Below are 17512 nucleotides of genomic sequence, written 5' to 3' on the forward strand. Positions count from 1 at the left end.
ACGATCCGTTCGCGCGGCAGCGAACGGATCACCGGTAACCCGGTCGTCGGTGCGGATACGAAAACCGTTGTCCGCATAGCGCTTCCGTTGATCTGCTCGCACCCGGCAATGCGCGCCGGACGGATCCGCCGGAGATCGCGGAGGTCCTCCGAGCGGGCGAACTCCCGGCGGCGCGCGGCGGTCAGCCGATCGCGGAGGTCTCCGCCGCGTCGGGAGCGCCCGCGGTGAAATCCGCCGTGGGACCGATCACGATGATGGCCGGGGGCCGGATGCCCTCGGCGCGCACGCGCTCGGCGGCGGTGGCGAGGTCGGCGCGCAGGATGCGCTCGGTGCGCAGGCTGCCTTCCTGCACGACCGTGACCGGGGTGTCGGCGGGCCGGCCGCCGGCCACCAGGGCGTCGGCGAACTGCTCGATCCGCTCCACCGCCATGAGCAGGACGAGGGTGCCGCGCAGCCGGGCCAGGGCGGGCCAGTCGACCAGCGAATCCGGATGGCCGGGCGCGATGTGACCGCTGACCACCACGAATTCGTGGGTGACGCCCCGGTGCGTGACGGGGATTCCGGCGAGCGCGGGCACGGAGATGGCGCTGGTGACGCCGGGCACCACCGTCACCGGCACCCCGGCGGCCGCGCATGCCTCCACTTCCTCGTAGCCGCGCCCGAACACGTACGGGTCGCCGCCCTTGAGCCGCACCACGAACTTGCCCGCCTTGGCGCCCTCCACGAGTGCGGCGTTGATGGCGTCCTGCGCCATCGCCCGGCCGTACGGGATCTTCGCGGCGTCGATCACCTCGACATCCGGGCCGAGTTCGGCGAGCAGTTCCGGCGGGGCGAGCCGGTCGGCGACGACGAGGTTCGCCTGCGCCAGCAACCGCCGGCCGCGCACGGTGATCAGGTCCGGATCGCCCGGGCCGCCGCCCACCAGGGCGACGCCGGGGACGGGCGGGGCGGAATCGTCGGTCACGAGCCCGGACTGCAGCGCCTCGAGCAGCGCCGTCCGCACCGCCGCCGACCGGCGATGCTGGCCGCCCGCCAGTACGCCCAGCGTCATCCCGTCGTAGCGGGCGGTGGCGGGGGTGACGGCGGTGCCCAGCCGGGCGATGTCGGCGCGCACGCAGAAGATGCGGCGGCGGGTGGCCTCGTCGACCACCGCCGCGTTGGTGTCGGGCTCGTCGGTGCAGGCGATGGCATACCAGGCGCCGTCGAGATCGCCGTCGGCGTACTCGCGCAGTTGCAGCGTCACCTGTCCGGAACTCGCCATCCCCTCGACGGCCGGCGTGACGGTACGGCTGATCACATGGACGTCCGCACCGGACGAGATGAGCAGCCCGAGCCGGCGCTGGGCGACGCTGCCACCACCCACGACGACGACGCGGCGTCCGGCGAGATCGAGCCCGACCAAGTAGTTCGGATCCCCGGCATGCGGGTCGGCTGGCGTATTCGGCACAAGGTTCGAGCCTACGGCCTGCGCGGGCGACCGCCGCAATCGCCCACGCAACCGATAAACAGCTCACCGCGAGACGGCGCCGCCGAAGACGTGGACCGCGACGGCGTCGGCCCGACGGCGCGATGCCGGACCATGGAATGCGCACCGGTCGGCGTGGCTCACCGTCGGGTGCGCCGATCCGCACCAGCCGCCACCGGTAGGCCGCCGATCACGGCCCGTTCGCGGCGACCCGATCGATACACACCACAACGACCGCAGGACCGGACGCCGCTCACCGGACGGAACTCACTACCGGCCGCGCGGGCCGCCGACAGCGGCACTCCGATCGGTGCACGCCACAACGACCCCGGACCGGACGCGGCTCGCCGGAGGCGCCTCGACCGGCGGGGCTCAGAAGCGCCCGAGCACCTTCGTCGGCGTGATGCGCACGATGACGCGCTCGGCGTCGTTGGCCGAGTCCGGGTTGAAGTCGGCGTAGCGCTTGCCGGTGTACTTCAGCGACAGGCGGTCCGGCAGTTCCTCGGTGGCGTCCGGGGTGAGGGTGACCGTGCCGCGGATCTCGGCGTACACGTAGGGATTGTCGGGCGGGTTGATCGCCACCGTGATGCGCGGATCGCGCACCAGGTTCTTGTACTGCTGCCGGGACACGGTCGTGGAGTACTGCAACTCGTCGCCGTCGCGTTCGATCCAGTTGACGGTGAGATGCGGCTGGCCGTCGCGGCCGATGGTGGCCATCGTGGCGAAGACCTTGGTGTTGTCCAGATGCTTCTTCAGCTCATCGGAGAATTCGACTGTCACACCAGGTGCGAACCGGGTTCGCGGGAGGCGTATTCCGCCCGGAACCGGGTGAACCGAGCGGTCCGCTTCTATGCTCCGAGTATGCGACGAGCCCTGTTCCGGATTCTGGTGATGCTCAGCGCGCTGACCCTGGCCGCGGCGGGGACCGCGCACGCCGGCGAGCCGTATCGCCCGACCGGTGCGATCGAGGCGGAATTCTCGCAGCGCGGCCCGTGGGCGGTCACCGCACAGACCCACTTCGGCTGCTGCGACACCACCGGCGCCGCCTACGACATCTGGTACCCGACCGATCTGGGCGCGCACGGCGTCCGCCATCCGATCGTCACCTGGGGCATCGGCACCAACTCCGAACCGCACCGGTACGCGTACCTGCTGGAACACCTGGCGTCCTGGGGGTTCGTGGTGATCGCCACCGAGAATCGCAACACCGGCTCGGGCGTCGACATCGCCGGTGCGGCACGGTATCTCGTCGACGCCGCCGCCGATCCGGCCAGTCCGTTCCACGACCGGCTCGACACCGGCGCGATCGGCGCGATGGGCCACTCGCAGGGCGGCAGCGGCGCGCTCAACGCCATGGCGGACTCGGAGGGGCTGATCGACACCGCGGTGCCGATCGAGCTTCCGGCGCAGGCGTTCTGCAGCGGGGCGAGCTGTGCCGATACCGCCAGGCTGCGCTCCGGCTCGGTGCTGTTCGTCAACGGCGCCGACGACGCGCTGATCTCGCCGTCGAATCAGCCGCCGTGGCAACCGCAAGGGCTGCAATCGAATCGGGCCTACTACGACGCCACGCCGCCGCCGGTGACCAAGGCGTGGGGAACGCTGGTGCGGGCCAACCACAACGACCCGCAGGGCGCCCCCGACTGCGCCCACGCCTCGGCGCCGTGCAGCACCGGCGTCTACGGCTATCTCGGTTATCCCACCGCCTGGCTGGTCGCGCAGCTGTGGGGCTGCGACCACGCGCGCCGGGCGTTCGAACCCGGATCGGGCGAGTTCTACCGGCCGAACCCGAACTGGGCCAATCAGATCGGCGCGACGGCACGGTAGCCGGTGCGTGCGAGGTAACCAGTGCGTGCGACGACACGGGACCACGGCGTGCGACAGCACGGGTGACCGGCCGCACGCCCCGCCCGGTGCGTGGGAATCGGGCGGGGCGGCCCTGCCGCGCGGGGCGCGGCGGCTCGGCGGGGGCGGGCGGGGCGCCCCCGGCTGTCACTGGCTGGGCCCTTCCTGCACCCACCGGAATCCGGTGCCGCGCAACGGGAAGCTGTCCGGATCCACTCGCTGTAGCGTGATCGTCACCGGATGTCCGTCCAGCTCGCCGGACAGCGTTGCCCGGTCGGGAGCGGGCTGCTCGAAGGTCAGCGCGGCCGGTCGCTGCGCGCCTCCGGTGAGTTCGATGCGGCGGGTGGCGGCATCGACCGTGCCCGGAACCGTGACCATGGTCCCATCCATCTGCTGGAACGAAACCTGGCCGACGTAGTCGAATACTACCGTGCGCCATCGCGTTTCGTCGGTGAGCAACGGCGGCACCGGCTGCCCGTCGCGCACGAATTCCGAGACCGACCAGATGCCGTACAGCGGCGGTTTCGGGCGATCGGGACCCAGTTCCTGCCAGAAACCCCAGTACACGTGCACCATTCCCGCCACGACCCAGATCCCGAGCAGCACCTGCGCCAGCGCCGCGCGGCGACGGGAGCGGGCCGTGCGCCAGGGGTCGGGCGCGGTGGACGGGCCGGTCGGCCGGTTCAGCACCAGCACCGCGGCCAGCCGCCGCACCTCCGGCGCCAGCAGCACCAGGCTCATCAGCAACAGATGGCCGGACAGGATCTTCACCGGCACACCGAAGGTCATGTTCAGCAGGAACACCTGCGACATGCCGACGAGGGTCAGCAGGGCGCCCGGTAACGCGGTGCGCGGAATGAACAGCAGAATTCCGGCCAGCAGTTCCGCGGAGCCGAGCAGCATCTGGTAGACCGGCGACACGCCGACCTGATTCCACAGCACGGCGAACGGCGGCTGCATGCCGTAGGGCTCCAGCAGGGTCGCCAGGGCCGGCGCCGGCATCTGCGTCGGGATCACCTTGGCGACGCCGTAGGTCACCATCTGCCCGGCCACGCACAGGCGCAGGAACAGCAGGAACCATCCGGCGAGCCGCCGATGATCGGTGCGGCGGTCCAGCAGCGTCCACACCAGCGTCCCGGCCACCGCGATCACCAGCAGGCAGAACAGCAGCACCCACAGAATGCCCTGATCACCGCTGCCGGTCGGATGCAGCCGCACATCCGCCCCGAAGACCGTGCGCCCGACCCAGGACAGCACCGGCTCCAGCGTGTGCACCTGCCACCGCACCGCGTCGTCGGGCAGCCAGTCGCCGGCCCAGCCGAGGAACGCGAACACCGGCTGCGGATAGATCAGGCAGAACAGCCCGAAGTACAGAAAACAGAACCGGAACGCGATCCGGGTGAGTGGATTCCACCGCACCGGGTCGGTGTCCGCCTGCGCCGCCGGTACTTCCGGTACCTCGGAGGCCGTGACGACTGCGCTCAACCCTCATCCCCTCTCTCTCCTGAAGCCGGCACGTCGAAACTACGCAACGAACAGTACGGACCGCCTCGGTGAAGTCACCGAGGCCACACTCCTCCGAAAGGAGGACTCGCGGAACGTCCGGGTGGCCGCCTCGGCGACCCCGGGAAATCGGCGGATTCCGCCTCGCGGGATAACTATAACGCGTTACATTTCTTCCACCACGCCCTCCGCGCCCCTCGGAGCTCCACGGAAAACGTTGGCACACAGGCACTTCCATAGGTCCAGGAGGACACCATGCCGACCGACCCCGATCCCGGACAGCGGCACCAGCTGACCACCAGCGCCCGCGACCTCGACGAACTCGGCGAGCGGCTCGCGCGCTGGCTCGGCGCCCGCCTGGGCACCGCGACCCCGCCGCTGATCACCGACCTGAACCGTCCGGAGACCGGCGGCCTGTCCAGCTGCTCCGTCCTGTTCGATGCGACGTGGCAGGCGGACGGGCGGCCCGAGCAGGCGTCCTATGTGGCGCGCATGGCGCCCGAGGCCGATTCCTTCCCGGTGTTCCGGACCTACGACCTCGCCATGCAGTACTCGGTGATGGCGGGCGTGGCCGCGCACACCGACGTCCCGGTGCCGCCGCTGTGCTGGCTGGAGACCGACGAATCGGTGCTCGGCACGCCGTTCTTCGTGATGCGCCGGGTGGAGGGGCGGATCCCCGAGGACAATCCGCCGTACGTGTTCGTGGGCTGGGTGTTCGACGCCACGCCCGAGGAGCGGTTGCGGTTGACCCACAACACCGTCGACATCATCGCGAAGATCCACGCCCTCCCCGATCCGGCGGCGAAGTTCCCCCTGCTGACCCGGCCCGCGGCCGGTTCGGCGCTGCGCCACCACGTCGACGGGCAGCGGGCCTGGTACCGGTGGGCGCTGGCCGACGACGGATACCGAATTCCGCTGCTGGAGCGGGGCTTCGACTGGCTGGAGGAGCACTGGCCGGCCGATCCGGCGCCGGACGTGCTCAGCTGGGGCGACGCCCGGCCCGGCAACATCATCTATCAGGGCTTCGAGCCGGTGGCCGTACTCGACTGGGAGATGGCGGCATTGGGGCCGCGCGAACTCGACCTCGCGTGGATCGTGTTCATCCACCGCTTCTTCCAGGACATCGCCACCCGGTTCGGGCAGCCCGGCCTGCCCGACTATCTGCGGCGCGACGACATCGTGGACCGCTACCAGCAGATCACCGGATACACCGTGCGCGACCTGGATTGGTATCTGGTCTACGCCGCGCTGCGGCACGGCATCGTGATGGCCCGCATCAAGCGCCGGATGATCCACTTCGGCGAGGACACCGACACCGACGACCGCGACGACTACATCATGCACCGGCCGAGCCTGGAGGCCCTGCTGGCCGGCACCTACGACTGGGATCGACCTCTCAGGGAACAGGATTGAGAATGTCCGCCACCCCGGTAGCACTCGACGAATATCCCATCCACCAGACGCCGCTGTCGATGGCCCGCGTCGGCAGCAGCGACCGGAACTTCTACGACCGCAGCTATCTCAACGCCCACGATCGCTCCGGCGGCACGATGCTCGTCACCGGGCTGGGGGTGTACCCGAATCTGGGGGTCATCGACGCCTACGCCGCGGTGCGCCACGGCGATACGCAGCGAGCGGTACGGTTCTCCGACGCGCTGACCGAGCGCGGGCTGGGGCAGCGGGTCGGTGGTTATCGGATCGAGGTGCTGGAACCGCTGCAACGCCTCCGGATCGTCTGCGAGCACGACGATCTCGGCCTCGACCTCACCTGGACCGGTGCGTTCCCGGCCGTGCAGGAGCCGCCGCATCTGATCCTGGCGGGTGATCGGCCGATCATCGACGCTTCCCGGTTCGCGCAGGTCGGATCGTGGTCGGGCACACTCTGCCTGGACGGGACGGATATCACCGTCGACCCGGAGGTCTGGACCGGCACCCGGGACCGATCCTGGGGCATCCGCCCCGTGGGCGAGGCCGAACCGGCCGGCCGCGCGAATGCCGAAGGCGCGGGCGGGTTCTGGTGGTTGTACGTGCCGCTGCGCTTCGACGACTTCGCGATCGTCGTGATCGCGCAGGAGAACCCGGACGGGTACCGCACGCTCAACGACGCCGTCCGGGTGTGGCCGGACGGCCGGGTCGAACAGCTGGGCTGGCCGCGCATCCACATCGACTACCGTTCCGGCACAAGAATTCCCGTCGCCGCCCGCCTGGACCTGACCGCCCCCGACGGCAAGCCGCTGGAGATCGCGATCACCACCCACACCTTCATGGCCCTGCACATCGGCTGCGGCTACGGCGGCGACCCGGACTGGGGCCACGGCCATTGGCAGGGCCGCGACTGGACCTCCAGCGTCACCTACGATCTCACCGACCCCGCCGTCGCCGGCCGAATCCCCTGGGGCGTCATCGATCACGTCGCCCACGCCCGCTGCAACGGCGCGGAGGGCTGGGGCCTGTTAGAACACGCCAGCATCGGCCGCCACGACCCCACCGGTTTCGCGGAGTGGACCTCGGTGGCGCCGTAGGCGATCACACCTTTCCCGTGTCGGAAAATGGTTGTGCCCAAGATCTATTGGGCATGATCTCGCGTCGGCTCTCTGTTGGCGTCGCGGTCGTGGCAACGATCGAGAAGTACGCAAGGAAGTCGGTCGCCGCGGCGGCGGTGGTCGGGGCCGGCGTCGCTGGGATCGCGGCCGTCGGGGTGGGGGCCGCGCCGCAGGCGCACGCGTCGGGCCTGGTCTCGTGTGCACAGGCGCCGGTGGACAGCCGGCTGCAATCCGACTGCACGAACAACGATGTCGTCGGGGGCACCGTCAACATCATGGGTTTGTGCACCAACCTGCGGTACCTCGGCGGCCAGTGGCGGCTCGCGGCGCGCGAAACCGTCCACATCGACCTCGACTGCGGGCCGGGTGCCCATCCGATCTGGTGGTCGGGCGGCGGCGAGAGCGATCACGAGGAACAGCAGCGACAGTGGCAGCAAGAGCAATACGATCGCGAGCAGGGCAACCGATAGCGCACGCGATGTTCTAGTGTCCACCCTCGTGGCCAAACTCCGGAGCCGGGTGGCCGTGGTGGCGGAAGCGGCGCTGGCCCGGCAGAAGTATGTGTCCGCGATCGATGTGCTCATCGGCCTGGGATGGCTGCATACGAGCCATGTCGATCGGTGGCGTCAGGGGCGGGTGGGATCGCTGGAGGAACTCGCCGCGGTGGACGGGCCGCGGCTCGCCGACGCGGTGGGTCTGCTGCGCGAGTGGGCGCGCGACAACGGTTTGACGTCGAGTGAGACGGCCTACCTGTCGGGGAGTCGTGATCGACAGCCCCTGCGCTTTCTCGCGGACGGCGGAGACGACGCGTTCCGGGTGCACTGGCTCTCGCCCGATCTGAGTCCGGCGCGCCGGGAGCAGCTGGTCCAGCGGCAGAACAAGGCGCCCGATCTGGTGGTCGTGGAGGCGCAGCAGCCGTGGGAGTGCGTCGAATGCGCCGAGACCGGGCCCTATCTCATCATGTCCGGATCCGAGCCGCTGTGTGTGACCTGCGCCGATCTCAACCACCTGGAATTCCTGCCCGCCGGGGACGCCGCGCTGAGCCGACGCGCCAAGAAGGAGAGCACGCTGGCCGCCGTCGTGGTGCGGTTCAACAGGCGGCGGAAACGGTACGAGCGGCAGGGCATTCTCGTCGAGGAGCAGGCGCTGGCCCGCGCCGAGGAGCAGTGCCTCGCCGACGAGGACGCGCGCACGCGGCGGCGCGAACGCGACCGGGTGCGCCGTGCGGAACAGGACGTCGAATTCGAGGCGCGGATGGCCGCCGAGATCCGCCGGCTGTTCCCGCACTGCCCGTCCGGCCGCGCCACCGAGATCGCCGGGCACGCCGCCGTGCGCGGCAGCGGGCGGGTCGGGCGCAGCGCCGCCGCCAAGGTGCTCGATCCCGAGGCCGTCACCCTGGCCGTCGTCGCCTCGATCCGCCACCTCGACACCGACTACGATCGCCTGCTCATGGAGGGCGTGGCCCGGATGGACGCCCGGGCCGCGATCCGCCCGGATCTCGATCGGGTGCTGGAGTCCTGGCGCGGGTGAAATCCCGAAACGGATTTCGCCACAGCGGTTTTGGTAGGAACTCCACGCACGGCGTATTCCGGCCGAGAACGCATCGGAATGGCCGGTGAGGGAAGACCGTGGGGCGAGAGGGCGTCACGACGGAGGGGCATCCGCTTTCAGCCGTCGAATCGTGCGACCGCGATCGCCACCCGGCCCACGACACGCTTGGTTACCGCCAGCCTGTCGCCCCCGGCGGCTTTCAGCGCGGCCGCTTCCGCGACGCTCGGCGTACCGATGGCCGCCTCGGCACGGGTGGCCGGATTCGGTACGTCGACCTGCGCCAACTCGGCCGCGGTGAAGGAGACGAGGAGCACGCCCAGATCGGCGGCGGCCCCGACCATTCCGGCCTCCCCCGCACGCCTGCCGACCGTTGCGATGCACCGAATCATGCTCGGGTGCACCACTTCCCGTATCGCCGCGACGATCTCCTCAGCCGGGGTCCCGGGACGGCACCCCACCCCCACAGCGAGTTCAGCGGTCGCCATATTCCGCCCGCCTCCGCAGCGAACGCGAAGACGGGTGCGACATCCCGACCACGTATCTGCACCACGCCGCAAACCCTGGTCGCCACCAATTCGGCAGTGCGGAAATGCGAGCGGCGGCCCTATCCCCCATCCCGGCTTGCCTGCCGTCCCCCGTCGCATGCCGACCAGCCGTCATTCGGGCGCATTCGCTTCCGGAATCCCTGGGGAGGGTGTGGATCCCGGAACCAGGCCGACCAGGAACAGGACCGTGCCGGTCGGCCGGGTCACACAGGAGGCGACCGTGGGGCGAGGCACGTCGAGCCGGCGAGGACGCCGATCCCGGGACACCTCCGCGACGAGGCACCGGCTCACGCATCGGCTCGCGATGCCGCGTAGGCGGCGGCCGCCGATACGAATCGTGCGGTGGCCGTGGGGTTTCCGGCGGGGTGGGTGTGCAGGTAGGAGGCGTGGACGCGGTGGATCGAGGCGCCCTCGCGGATCGGTTCGCCGGTCGGGGAACGCCAGCCCCATGCCGGGGTGTCGACACCCGTGGCGGTCAAACGGGTCCGGTGGAATTCGTGGCCGCGCACCCGTTCGCCCGCGGACCACAGCGGGGAATCGGTCAGCGCCACCGCGTCTCGGTATCCGAGGGTGAGGCGCGGGCCGAATTCGGCCGTGGCGTCGAGCACGCCGGCCATGCGGTGGCCGTCGAGCGAGCGGGTGAGGTAGAGCAGTCCGGCGCATTCGGCGTGCACCGGCATGCCCTGCCGGGCCGCCTCGGCGACCCCGGTCAGCAGGGGTTCGTTGGCGGCGAGTTCGGCGGCGTGTTCTTCCGGGAATCCACCGGGCAACACCAAACCCGCGGTGCCCGTGGGCAGTTCGTCGCAGAGCGGATCGAAGACCGCCACGGTGGCACCGGCCGCCTCCAGCAACTCGCGGTGTTCGGCGTAGCCGAAGGTGAACGCCGCGCCCCCGGCCACCGCGATCACCGGCGATCCGGAGGTGCCAGGCTCCGGCTCACAGCCGGAAGCCGGAGCAATTTCCGCCCCGCGAACTTCACCGACAGGATCCCAGGCAGGCCCCGACACATGAACCGCCGCCAACCGCGCGACGGCCGCCAGATCCACATGTGCCGCAACGAGTTCGGTCATGGCATCCACGGCGTTCCGAGCGGCCCGGCCGTGCTCCACAGCGGGGATCAGTCCCAGATGACGTGCGGGCACGGACAATTCCGCCATCCGGGGCAGCGCACCGAGGACGGGCAGGCCGACGCGATCGCAGGCCGCTCGCAGCACCTCCTCGTGCCGCTCGCTACCGACCCGGTTGAGAATCACTCCCCCGAGCCGGATCCCGCTGTCGAAGGTCGCGAAACCGTGCAGCAGGGCGGCCAGGCTCTGGCTGTGCCCGCGAGCGTCGACCACCAGCACCACCGGCGCCTCGAGAAGCGCGGCCACCTGCGCGGTGGACCCTTCGGCGACAGTCACAGCCTGATCGTCGGCGATGCGGCCGTCGAACAACCCCATCACGCCCTCGACAACCGCGATGTCACAGTCATGGGCGCCGTGCCGGTACATCGGAACCACCCGTTCGGCGCCCACGAGCACCGGGTCCAGATTCCGCCCGGGTCGCCCAGCCGCCAGCCCGTGATACCCGGGATCGATATAGTCCGGCCCCACCTTGAACGGGGCCACGCGCTGCCCGGCCTGCTGCAGCGCACCGATCAAACCCGTTGCGAGCGTGGTCTTTCCGCTGCCCGATGACGGCGCCGCGATCACCACCGCGGGGGTACTCACCGCAGCCGCCGGACAGGTGCCGCACCCCGTCGGGGGCGGAACGTGGTCAGCGGCGCCGCCGCCGACTGCCGGGTGGTGCCGTTGCGGCTGCTCAGCTGTCCGGAGACCGCACGGTACGACCCGTCGGCGACAGGTCGTGGAATCCTGTCCGCCGATGCGAGCAGTCCGGGGGAGCGCGGCCGCCGCTCGGATCTCACCACTCGATCCCCCGCTGCCCCTTGCGCCCGGCGTCCATCGGGTGCTTGACCTTGCTCATATCGGTGACCAGGTCCGCGGCGTCGACGAGCGCCTGCGGTGCATCGCGGCCGGTGATCACGACGTGCTGATTGCCGGGGCGGCCGCGCAGCGTCTCCACCACCTCGTCGACATCCACCCACCCCCACTTCAGCGGATAGGTGAACTCGTCGAGCACGTAGAAGCGATGCTGCTCGTCGCCCAGCCGGCGGGCGATCTCCTGCCAGCCCGCGAGCGCGGCGGCCGCGTGATCCTCCTCGGTGCCCGCCTTGCGCACCCACGACCAGCCCTCGCCCATCTTGTGCCACTCCACGGCGCCGCCCGCCCCGGTCTCCTCGTGCAGCCGCCCGAGCGTGCGAAACGCCGACTCCTCCCCCACCTTCCACTTCGCGCTCTTGACGAACTGGAACACCGCGACATCGAAGCCCTGGTTCCAGGCCCGCAGCGCCATGCCGAAAGCCGCGGTCGATTTGCCCTTACCCACCCCCGTGTGCACCGCGAGCACCGGCTGGTTGCGCCGCTGCCTGGTGGTCAGCCCGTCGTCGGGAATCGTCTCCGGAACACCCTTGGGCATCGCTTCGTTCCTCCTCACACCTGCACTGCCGCTCCACGGTGCCACACCGGGGCCGGGCGGCCTCCCCTGACCCGCCCGTACGCTGGGAGGCATGCCGGACATCGCGCCTCCGAATGCCGTCCGCGGCGTGGACGCCGTGCCGGAGCTGATCGCCGGCCGTCGCGTGGCCGTGCTGACCGGCGCCGGCATGTCCACCGACAGCGGCATCCCCGACTATCGCGGCCCGGATTCGCCGCCCCGCAATCCGATGACCTACCAGCAGTTCGTGGGCGATCCGGCGTTCCGTCAGCGCTACTGGGCGCGCAATCACGTCGGGTGGCGGCGGATGGACGCCGCGCGGCCGAATCCGGGGCACCGCGCGCTGGCCCGGCTCGAACGCGCGGGCGTGGTGACGGGCGTGATCACCCAGAACGTCGACCTGCTGCACACCAAGGCGGGCAGCCGCCGGGTGCTCGACCTGCACGGCACCTATGCGCGGGTGCGCTGCCTGCAATGCGGGGACCTCGTGTCGCGGATGTCGCTGGCCGACCGGCTGGAGGCCGCGAATCCGGGCTTCGCCGAGGCCGCGGTCACCAACGGACTGGAGGTGGCTCCGGATGCCGACGCCGTGGTCGTCGACACCGACAGCTTCCGGATGGTCGACTGCGCGCACTGCGGCGGCATGCTGAAACCCGACATCGTGTACTTCGGCGAGAACGTACCGAAGGACCGGGTCGCGGACGCCTACGCGATGGTGGACGACGCCGAGGTGCTGCTGGTGGCCGGATCGTCGCTGACGGTGATGTCGGGCCTGCGTTTCGTCCGGCACGCCTCGAAGACGGGCCGGGCCGTCGTGATCGTCAATCGCGGCGCCACACGCGGCGACGACCTCGCCACTCTCACCCTCGACGCGGGATGCTCCCCGGTCCTGTCCGCACTCGCCGAGCGGTGCGCGACCGTGCCCGCCTGAATCGCAGACCTGTTACCCACCACAGGGTTTCGCCGCTCGAGAATGCGCGGATCGCCCTTCCGGCGTGGTGGCGTCGTCGGTCGTGCTGTGGGGATAGTGGGGGCATGGGCAACACGACCAAGATCGCCGATCTGACCGGTCCAGGCCGCACCGATGCGTTCGGCGTCGGCGGCACCGACCTGGGCGTCGTCGCCACCGCACCGGACGGCCGGCTGGTTGCCGTATTCGGTGACAGCTTCGAGGAGGCCACCGTCGGCGGGCCCGGCTGGCGCTCGCCGGTGGTGCTGTTCGCCGACCCGGACACGGTGGCCGAGGGGTTGCGCTGGACGGGCTCCGGTGGCGACGAGAACGCCTACGCCCGCCAGCTGATCGAGTATCCGAAGTCGGCGCTGCTGCGCCGCCCGCGGTGCTCGACGATGCTGCCGACGGACCTGATCACGCTCGGCGACACGATGTTCCTGCACGTGATGGCGTGCCGGGGCCTCGGCAACGTGCTCTGGACCGAGATCCTCGCCTCGACCGACAACGGGGTCACCTGGTCGAGTACCGGGGCCCGGTGGCCGGGAGACGTCTGCGGCGGACTGTTCCAGATGCTGACCTGGGCGGCGGCCGACGACGGATACGTCTACGCGTACACGACCGGGTTCCGCCGCGATGCCGGGCTGCTCCTGCACCGGGTTCCGGCGGAGTCGCTCGCCGACCCGGAAGCCTGGCAGCCGTGGGGTTTCGCCGACGAGCGCTGGGCCTGGGGCAACCCGCCCACCCTGACGCTGCCGGGCGCGTTCGGTGAGCTGTGCCTGCGCCGGGTGCCCGGTCCGGACGGGCAGCGGAACTGGCTGCTCGTATTCTTCGACGCCGGCAACTACCGGATCGATGCGCTGCTGCTCGACGCCCCCAACGCGGACCTGCACCGCGCACCGCGCACGACCGTCCTCGAGGGAACGAGCTGGAGCGGCGAAGACCACGCCACCGGCCGGGTCGCCCAGCTCTACGGCGGTTACGTCGTCCCCGGTTCCACCCTGTCCGATCTGCACCTCGTCGTCAGCCAGTGGAACACCGCCACGAACTGGCCCTACCACGCGATGCAGTTCCGCACCGATCTCGCGGGCCTGTGACGGCACCGGCCCACGCCGCCCCGGTGCACTGCGCTCGGATCGCCGGTGCCTGAACCCATCAAACTCGTTATCCACCATGGTGTTTCGGTCAACGTTTCGGTCAACGATGATTCCGCTCGCGATCCGCCGGGCCGATATCACCCGCTAAGATCGACGAACCGACAGTCACCCGTAGGAGGCCGACCTTGTATCGATTGACGATCCTGTACGGGCATCCGGACGATCCCGCACAGTTCGACGACTACTACTGGAACGTGCACATCCCCATCGCGAAAAAGATGGTGGGACTGAAGAAGTGGACGCTCGGCAAGGGCGAGAGCATCGAGCGGGGCACGCCCGCGCCGTACTATCTCGTCGTCGGACTGTACGCCGATACCCGCGAAGACCTCGAGCGCATTCTGGCCACCCCGGAGGGGCAGGCGGCGGTCGCCGACGTCCCCAATTTCGCCACCGGCGGAGTTACATTCGTCTACAGCAACGAGCAGGACGTCATCGACCCGCAGTAGCGGAGCACACCGCGGCCGGACCCGTCATCGCCCGTCCTGCCCGATCGGTCGACCGATCCGCCGCCGTTCCCGCACGGCGGCGGCCGAGCATCCATCGCGTTGCGACGACAATGACCCCGGCGGCACCGGTCGTGCCGACCAGCACCGCGAGCCCGGCGCCGATCGCCTGATCGGCAGCCGACCGGTCGACGGGAGCGCGGGTGGGCCGCCCGTCCGGACCGAGCCACACCGGGACCTGATCGCCGCGCCGCGCGGTGCGGGACACCTCGATCGTCGTCTCACCCGCGTGGCCGTCGTACACCCAGTGGGCGGTCGCCCGGTAGCGGTTCGGCACCGTGTCGCTCGACATCGCCGGGGGCACCGGCACGAGCTTCGGGGTATCGGTGAGTACCGCGGGCACTTCGGCTTTCCCGGCGCTCTCGGCATGCATTCGCGCTGTCGCCGAACGGTATTCGGCGACGCCGAATACGCCCGACAACGGCACCGCGCACAGTACGGCCGCGGCGGCCACGAGGCGTACGAGCCCGTCGACGCGATCCGATACCCGCATCGGGGCATTGCGATTCCACGGCCGCGAGGCGAACAGCACAGCAAACATGGCAGTAAATTATCTTCCGCATACTTACTGCCACAAGTGGCCGTTATGCCATTGTCCGAAAATATTCAGCCATGCAACACCGAGAGCGAGCCGCCGAGAGCGAGCGATGTTCTCGTACGCGCCGGCTCAGGCCGCGCGGGCGGCACCTACCGAACGGACCGCCCCCGCCACCGAATCGCCGGTCAGTTCGGCCAATCGCAGATAGGTGGCGCGCAGGTCACGGGCCAGGTCGGCGGCCAGGCCGAGGCGAACCATGCCGCGTTCGCAGTCGATGACGACGCCGGACACGCCGTCGCGGGCCAGCACCCCGGCGGCGCTGCGGGCGCGCGCCACGGGTTCGGTGCCGCCGGTCGCGCGGCCGTCGGTGAGCAGGACGAGCATGGCGCGGCGCTGCGGGTCGCGCACCCGCTCGCGGCGCACGATCTCGCGGGCCTTGAGAAAACCTTGTGCCAGTGGGGTTTTCCCGCCGGTACGCAGTCCGGACAGGCGGCGCACGGCGATGTCGACCGAGCCGGTCGGCGGCAGCACCACCTCCGCCTCGCTGCCGCGCACGGTGATCACGGCGACCTTGTCGCGACGCTGGTAGGCATCGCGCAGCAGGGAAACCACCGCGCCGGTGACCGCCGACAGCCGGTCGCGGGCCGCCATGGACCCGGAGGTGTCCACCACGAAGACCACCAGATTGCCTTCGCGCCCTTCGCGATACGCGCCACGCAGGTCGCCCGCCTCCAGGGCGAGCCGGCCACCGGCCCGGCCGCGGGCATGCTGGTGCGGTGCGGCGGCGAAGACCGTGCCCAGCAGGTGCAGCCCGGCCGAGGTGTCGGTGGTGGACCGCACCACCCGGCCGTGCCGGGTCCGGGCGCGCGAACGACGGCCGGGCGCGCCCTCGCCGACCCCGGAAACCTCCCACCGTGGCGGCCGCGCAACGGAATTCACCGGCGCACCGGCAGTGCGCTCGGGGGAACGCCCGCCGCCGGGTGAATCGGGGCCACCGTCCGGATCGTCGTCGGGGTCCTCGGGTCCGGGGCCGGGATCGTCGCCGAAACCGTCCTCGGGGCGGTCCTGCGGTGAATCGGGGGGCGTCTCGGACTCGTCGGGGCCGCTGGAGGATTCGGCCTGTTCACCGGCCTGCTGCATCGCCTCGTCGAGCTGATCCTCACTGATCCCCGGCTCGTCGAACGGGTCGCGCCGACGGCGGTGCGGCAGCGCCAGTTCCGCGGCCACCCGCACGTCTTCGGCTGTCACGCCAGCGCTTCCGCGCCAGGCGGCGTGTGCTGTCGCGGTGCGCGCCACCACCAGATCGGCGCGCATGCCGTCGACGTCGAAGGCCGCGCACAGTGCTGCGATCCGGCGCAGTTCCACATCGTCGAGCGCGACCTCGGCGAGCCGGTCGCGGGCGGTGAGGATGCTCTCGGCCACCTCCTGATCGGCCGCCGCGTAGCGCTCCGCGAACGCCGCCGGGCCGGCCTCGTAGTCCAGCCGCCGCCGCACCACCGACATCCGCACGTCGACATCCCGGGAGGCCGCCACGTCGACGGTCAGCCCGAAACGGTCCAGCAGCTGCGGCCGCAGCTCGCCCTCCTCCGGGTTCATGGTGCCGACCAGCACGAACCGCGCCGGATGCGAATGCGACACCCCGTCGCGCTCGATATGCACCCGGCCCATGGCCGCGGCGTCGAGCAGCACGTCCACCAGGTGGTCGTGCAGCAGGTTCACCTCGTCGACGTAGAGCACGCCGTGGTGGGCGGCGGCCAGCAGACCGGGCCGGAACGCCTGCTCGCCGTCGCGCAGCACCCGCTCCAGATCCAGCGATCCGACCACGCGGTCCTCGGTCGCCCCGACGGGCAGCTCCACCAGCCGCGCCGGACGCTCACCGTGCTCGTCGACCGCCGGCGGCAGCAACCGCGCGAGCGCCCGCACCACGGTCGACTTCGCCGTCCCCTTCTCCCCGCGCACCAGCACGCCGCCGATGCCCGGATGCACCGCGCACAGAATCAGTGCCAGCTGCAACCGCTCCTGCCCCACCACCGCCGAGAACGGAAACCCGGCCTCGCTGTCGCGGGCCGACGGTACGATTTCGGGTCGCGGGGCCAAGCCGTTGCCGTTTCGGGATTCGGACACGGCCCCAACTCTAGGCGCGCCGCCCGACCACGACCCCCGGCCCCCTCCTGTGAGCAACCGCACTCACACAACTCTTCGCACCGAGGTCCCTGCGACGACAGCTCCCCAGAGAGCGTCCTCAGTCCGCAGTCGACGAGCAGCGCGGCGATCACCCCAACCATCGAAACGGGCGCCGTGGGGGCAGGCGTTCGAACACAGCACCGGCATCCCACGACACCGGGCGCGTTCACCCCGTACACGCTCGACGACGTACC

Annotated in this window: 16 protein-coding genes; 8 read left to right on the top strand and 8 right to left on the bottom strand. The window is 70.6% G+C overall.

Annotated elements, in window-relative coordinates; genetic code table 11:
• Positions 1-181 precede the first annotated feature (181 nt).
• A complete protein-coding gene (gene cobA, locus D892_RS0137815) occupies positions 182-1447 on the bottom strand; it encodes a uroporphyrinogen-III C-methyltransferase (RefSeq protein WP_024806230.1) in 1266 nt (421 codons plus the stop codon).
• A 390-nt stretch (positions 1448-1837) separates the two neighbouring features.
• On the bottom strand, positions 1838-2245 hold the full coding sequence (locus tag D892_RS49030) for a PPOX class F420-dependent oxidoreductase (protein ID WP_024806231.1): 408 nt from the start codon (positions 2243-2245) through the stop codon (positions 1838-1840).
• Between the two features lie 81 nt (positions 2246-2326).
• Between D892_RS49030 and D892_RS0137825 the strand changes: the two genes are divergently transcribed.
• Positions 2327-3289, top strand: a complete 963-nt coding sequence (locus tag D892_RS0137825; RefSeq protein ID WP_024806232.1) for an alpha/beta hydrolase — start codon at positions 2327-2329, stop codon at positions 3287-3289.
• A gap of 165 nt (positions 3290-3454) precedes the next feature.
• Here D892_RS0137825 and D892_RS0137830 read toward each other — a convergent pair whose 3' ends face one another.
• Positions 3455-4792, bottom strand: a complete 1338-nt coding sequence (locus tag D892_RS0137830; RefSeq protein ID WP_024806233.1) for a hypothetical protein — start codon at positions 4790-4792, stop codon at positions 3455-3457.
• A gap of 273 nt (positions 4793-5065) precedes the next feature.
• Between D892_RS0137830 and D892_RS0137835 the strand changes: the two genes are divergently transcribed.
• From D892_RS0137835 to D892_RS0137850, 4 genes are read left to right on the top strand one after another with little or no spacing between them, the layout of a single operon-like run.
• Positions 5066-6223, top strand: coding sequence for a phosphotransferase family protein (locus D892_RS0137835; RefSeq protein WP_024806234.1), 1158 nt, complete (start codon positions 5066-5068; stop codon positions 6221-6223).
• A 2-nt stretch (positions 6224-6225) separates the two neighbouring features.
• Positions 6226-7332, top strand: coding sequence for a hypothetical protein (locus tag D892_RS0137840; protein WP_024806235.1), 1107 nt, complete (start codon positions 6226-6228; stop codon positions 7330-7332).
• A gap of 53 nt (positions 7333-7385) precedes the next feature.
• Positions 7386-7823 (top strand): hypothetical protein, encoded by a 438-nt coding sequence (locus tag D892_RS48125; protein ID WP_024806236.1) that lies wholly within the window; start codon positions 7386-7388, stop codon positions 7821-7823.
• Between the two features lie 28 nt (positions 7824-7851).
• Positions 7852-8883 carry a DUF2293 domain-containing protein gene (locus D892_RS0137850; protein WP_024806237.1) on the top strand — a complete coding sequence of 344 codons (1032 nt, stop codon included), beginning with the start codon at positions 7852-7854 and terminating at the stop codon, positions 8881-8883.
• A 137-nt stretch (positions 8884-9020) separates the two neighbouring features.
• Here the strand turns inward: D892_RS0137850 and D892_RS0137855 are convergent, their stop codons facing one another.
• From D892_RS0137855 to cobO, 3 genes are all read right to left on the bottom strand, one after another.
• Positions 9021-9548 (bottom strand): cobalamin biosynthesis protein, encoded by a 528-nt coding sequence (locus tag D892_RS0137855; protein ID WP_369801795.1) that lies wholly within the window; start codon positions 9546-9548, stop codon positions 9021-9023.
• 188 nt (positions 9549-9736) lie between these two features.
• Positions 9737-11161 carry a cobyrinate a,c-diamide synthase gene (locus D892_RS0137860; protein ID WP_024806239.1) on the bottom strand — a complete coding sequence of 475 codons (1425 nt, stop codon included), beginning with the start codon at positions 11159-11161 and terminating at the stop codon, positions 9737-9739.
• A gap of 193 nt (positions 11162-11354) precedes the next feature.
• A complete protein-coding gene (gene cobO, locus D892_RS0137865) occupies positions 11355-11969 on the bottom strand; it encodes a cob(I)yrinic acid a,c-diamide adenosyltransferase (protein ID WP_024806240.1) in 615 nt (204 codons plus the stop codon).
• A 91-nt stretch (positions 11970-12060) separates the two neighbouring features.
• Here cobO and D892_RS0137870 point away from each other — a divergent pair, with 91 nt between their 5' ends.
• The 3 genes from D892_RS0137870 to D892_RS0137880 all read left to right on the top strand — a co-directional run bounded on the left by D892_RS0137870 (position 12061) and on the right by D892_RS0137880 (position 14539).
• Positions 12061-12918 (top strand): NAD-dependent protein deacetylase, encoded by an 858-nt coding sequence (locus D892_RS0137870; protein WP_051499360.1) that lies wholly within the window; start codon positions 12061-12063, stop codon positions 12916-12918.
• 104 nt (positions 12919-13022) lie between these two features.
• The gene (locus tag D892_RS0137875) at positions 13023-14033 is read left to right on the top strand and encodes a DUF4185 domain-containing protein (RefSeq protein ID WP_024806242.1); all 1011 of its coding nucleotides are present in this window, start codon (positions 13023-13025) and stop codon (positions 14031-14033) included.
• Between the two features lie 185 nt (positions 14034-14218).
• Positions 14219-14539, top strand: a complete 321-nt coding sequence (locus D892_RS0137880) for an EthD family reductase (protein WP_024806243.1) — start codon at positions 14219-14221, stop codon at positions 14537-14539.
• Here D892_RS0137880 and D892_RS0137885 read toward each other — a convergent pair.
• A complete protein-coding gene (locus D892_RS0137885; protein ID WP_156959877.1) occupies positions 14523-15137 on the bottom strand; it encodes a hypothetical protein in 615 nt (204 codons plus the stop codon). The two genes, D892_RS0137880 and D892_RS0137885, sit on opposite strands and share 17 nt — an antisense overlap.
• A gap of 126 nt (positions 15138-15263) precedes the next feature.
• Positions 15264-17213 (bottom strand): magnesium chelatase subunit D family protein, encoded by a 1950-nt coding sequence (locus D892_RS0137890; protein ID WP_036571321.1) that lies wholly within the window; start codon positions 17211-17213, stop codon positions 15264-15266.
• Positions 17214-17512 lie beyond the last annotated feature (299 nt).

The organism is Nocardia sp. BMG51109, from assembly GCF_000526215.1.
Classification (GTDB): Bacteria; Actinomycetota; Actinomycetes; order Mycobacteriales; family Mycobacteriaceae; genus Nocardia.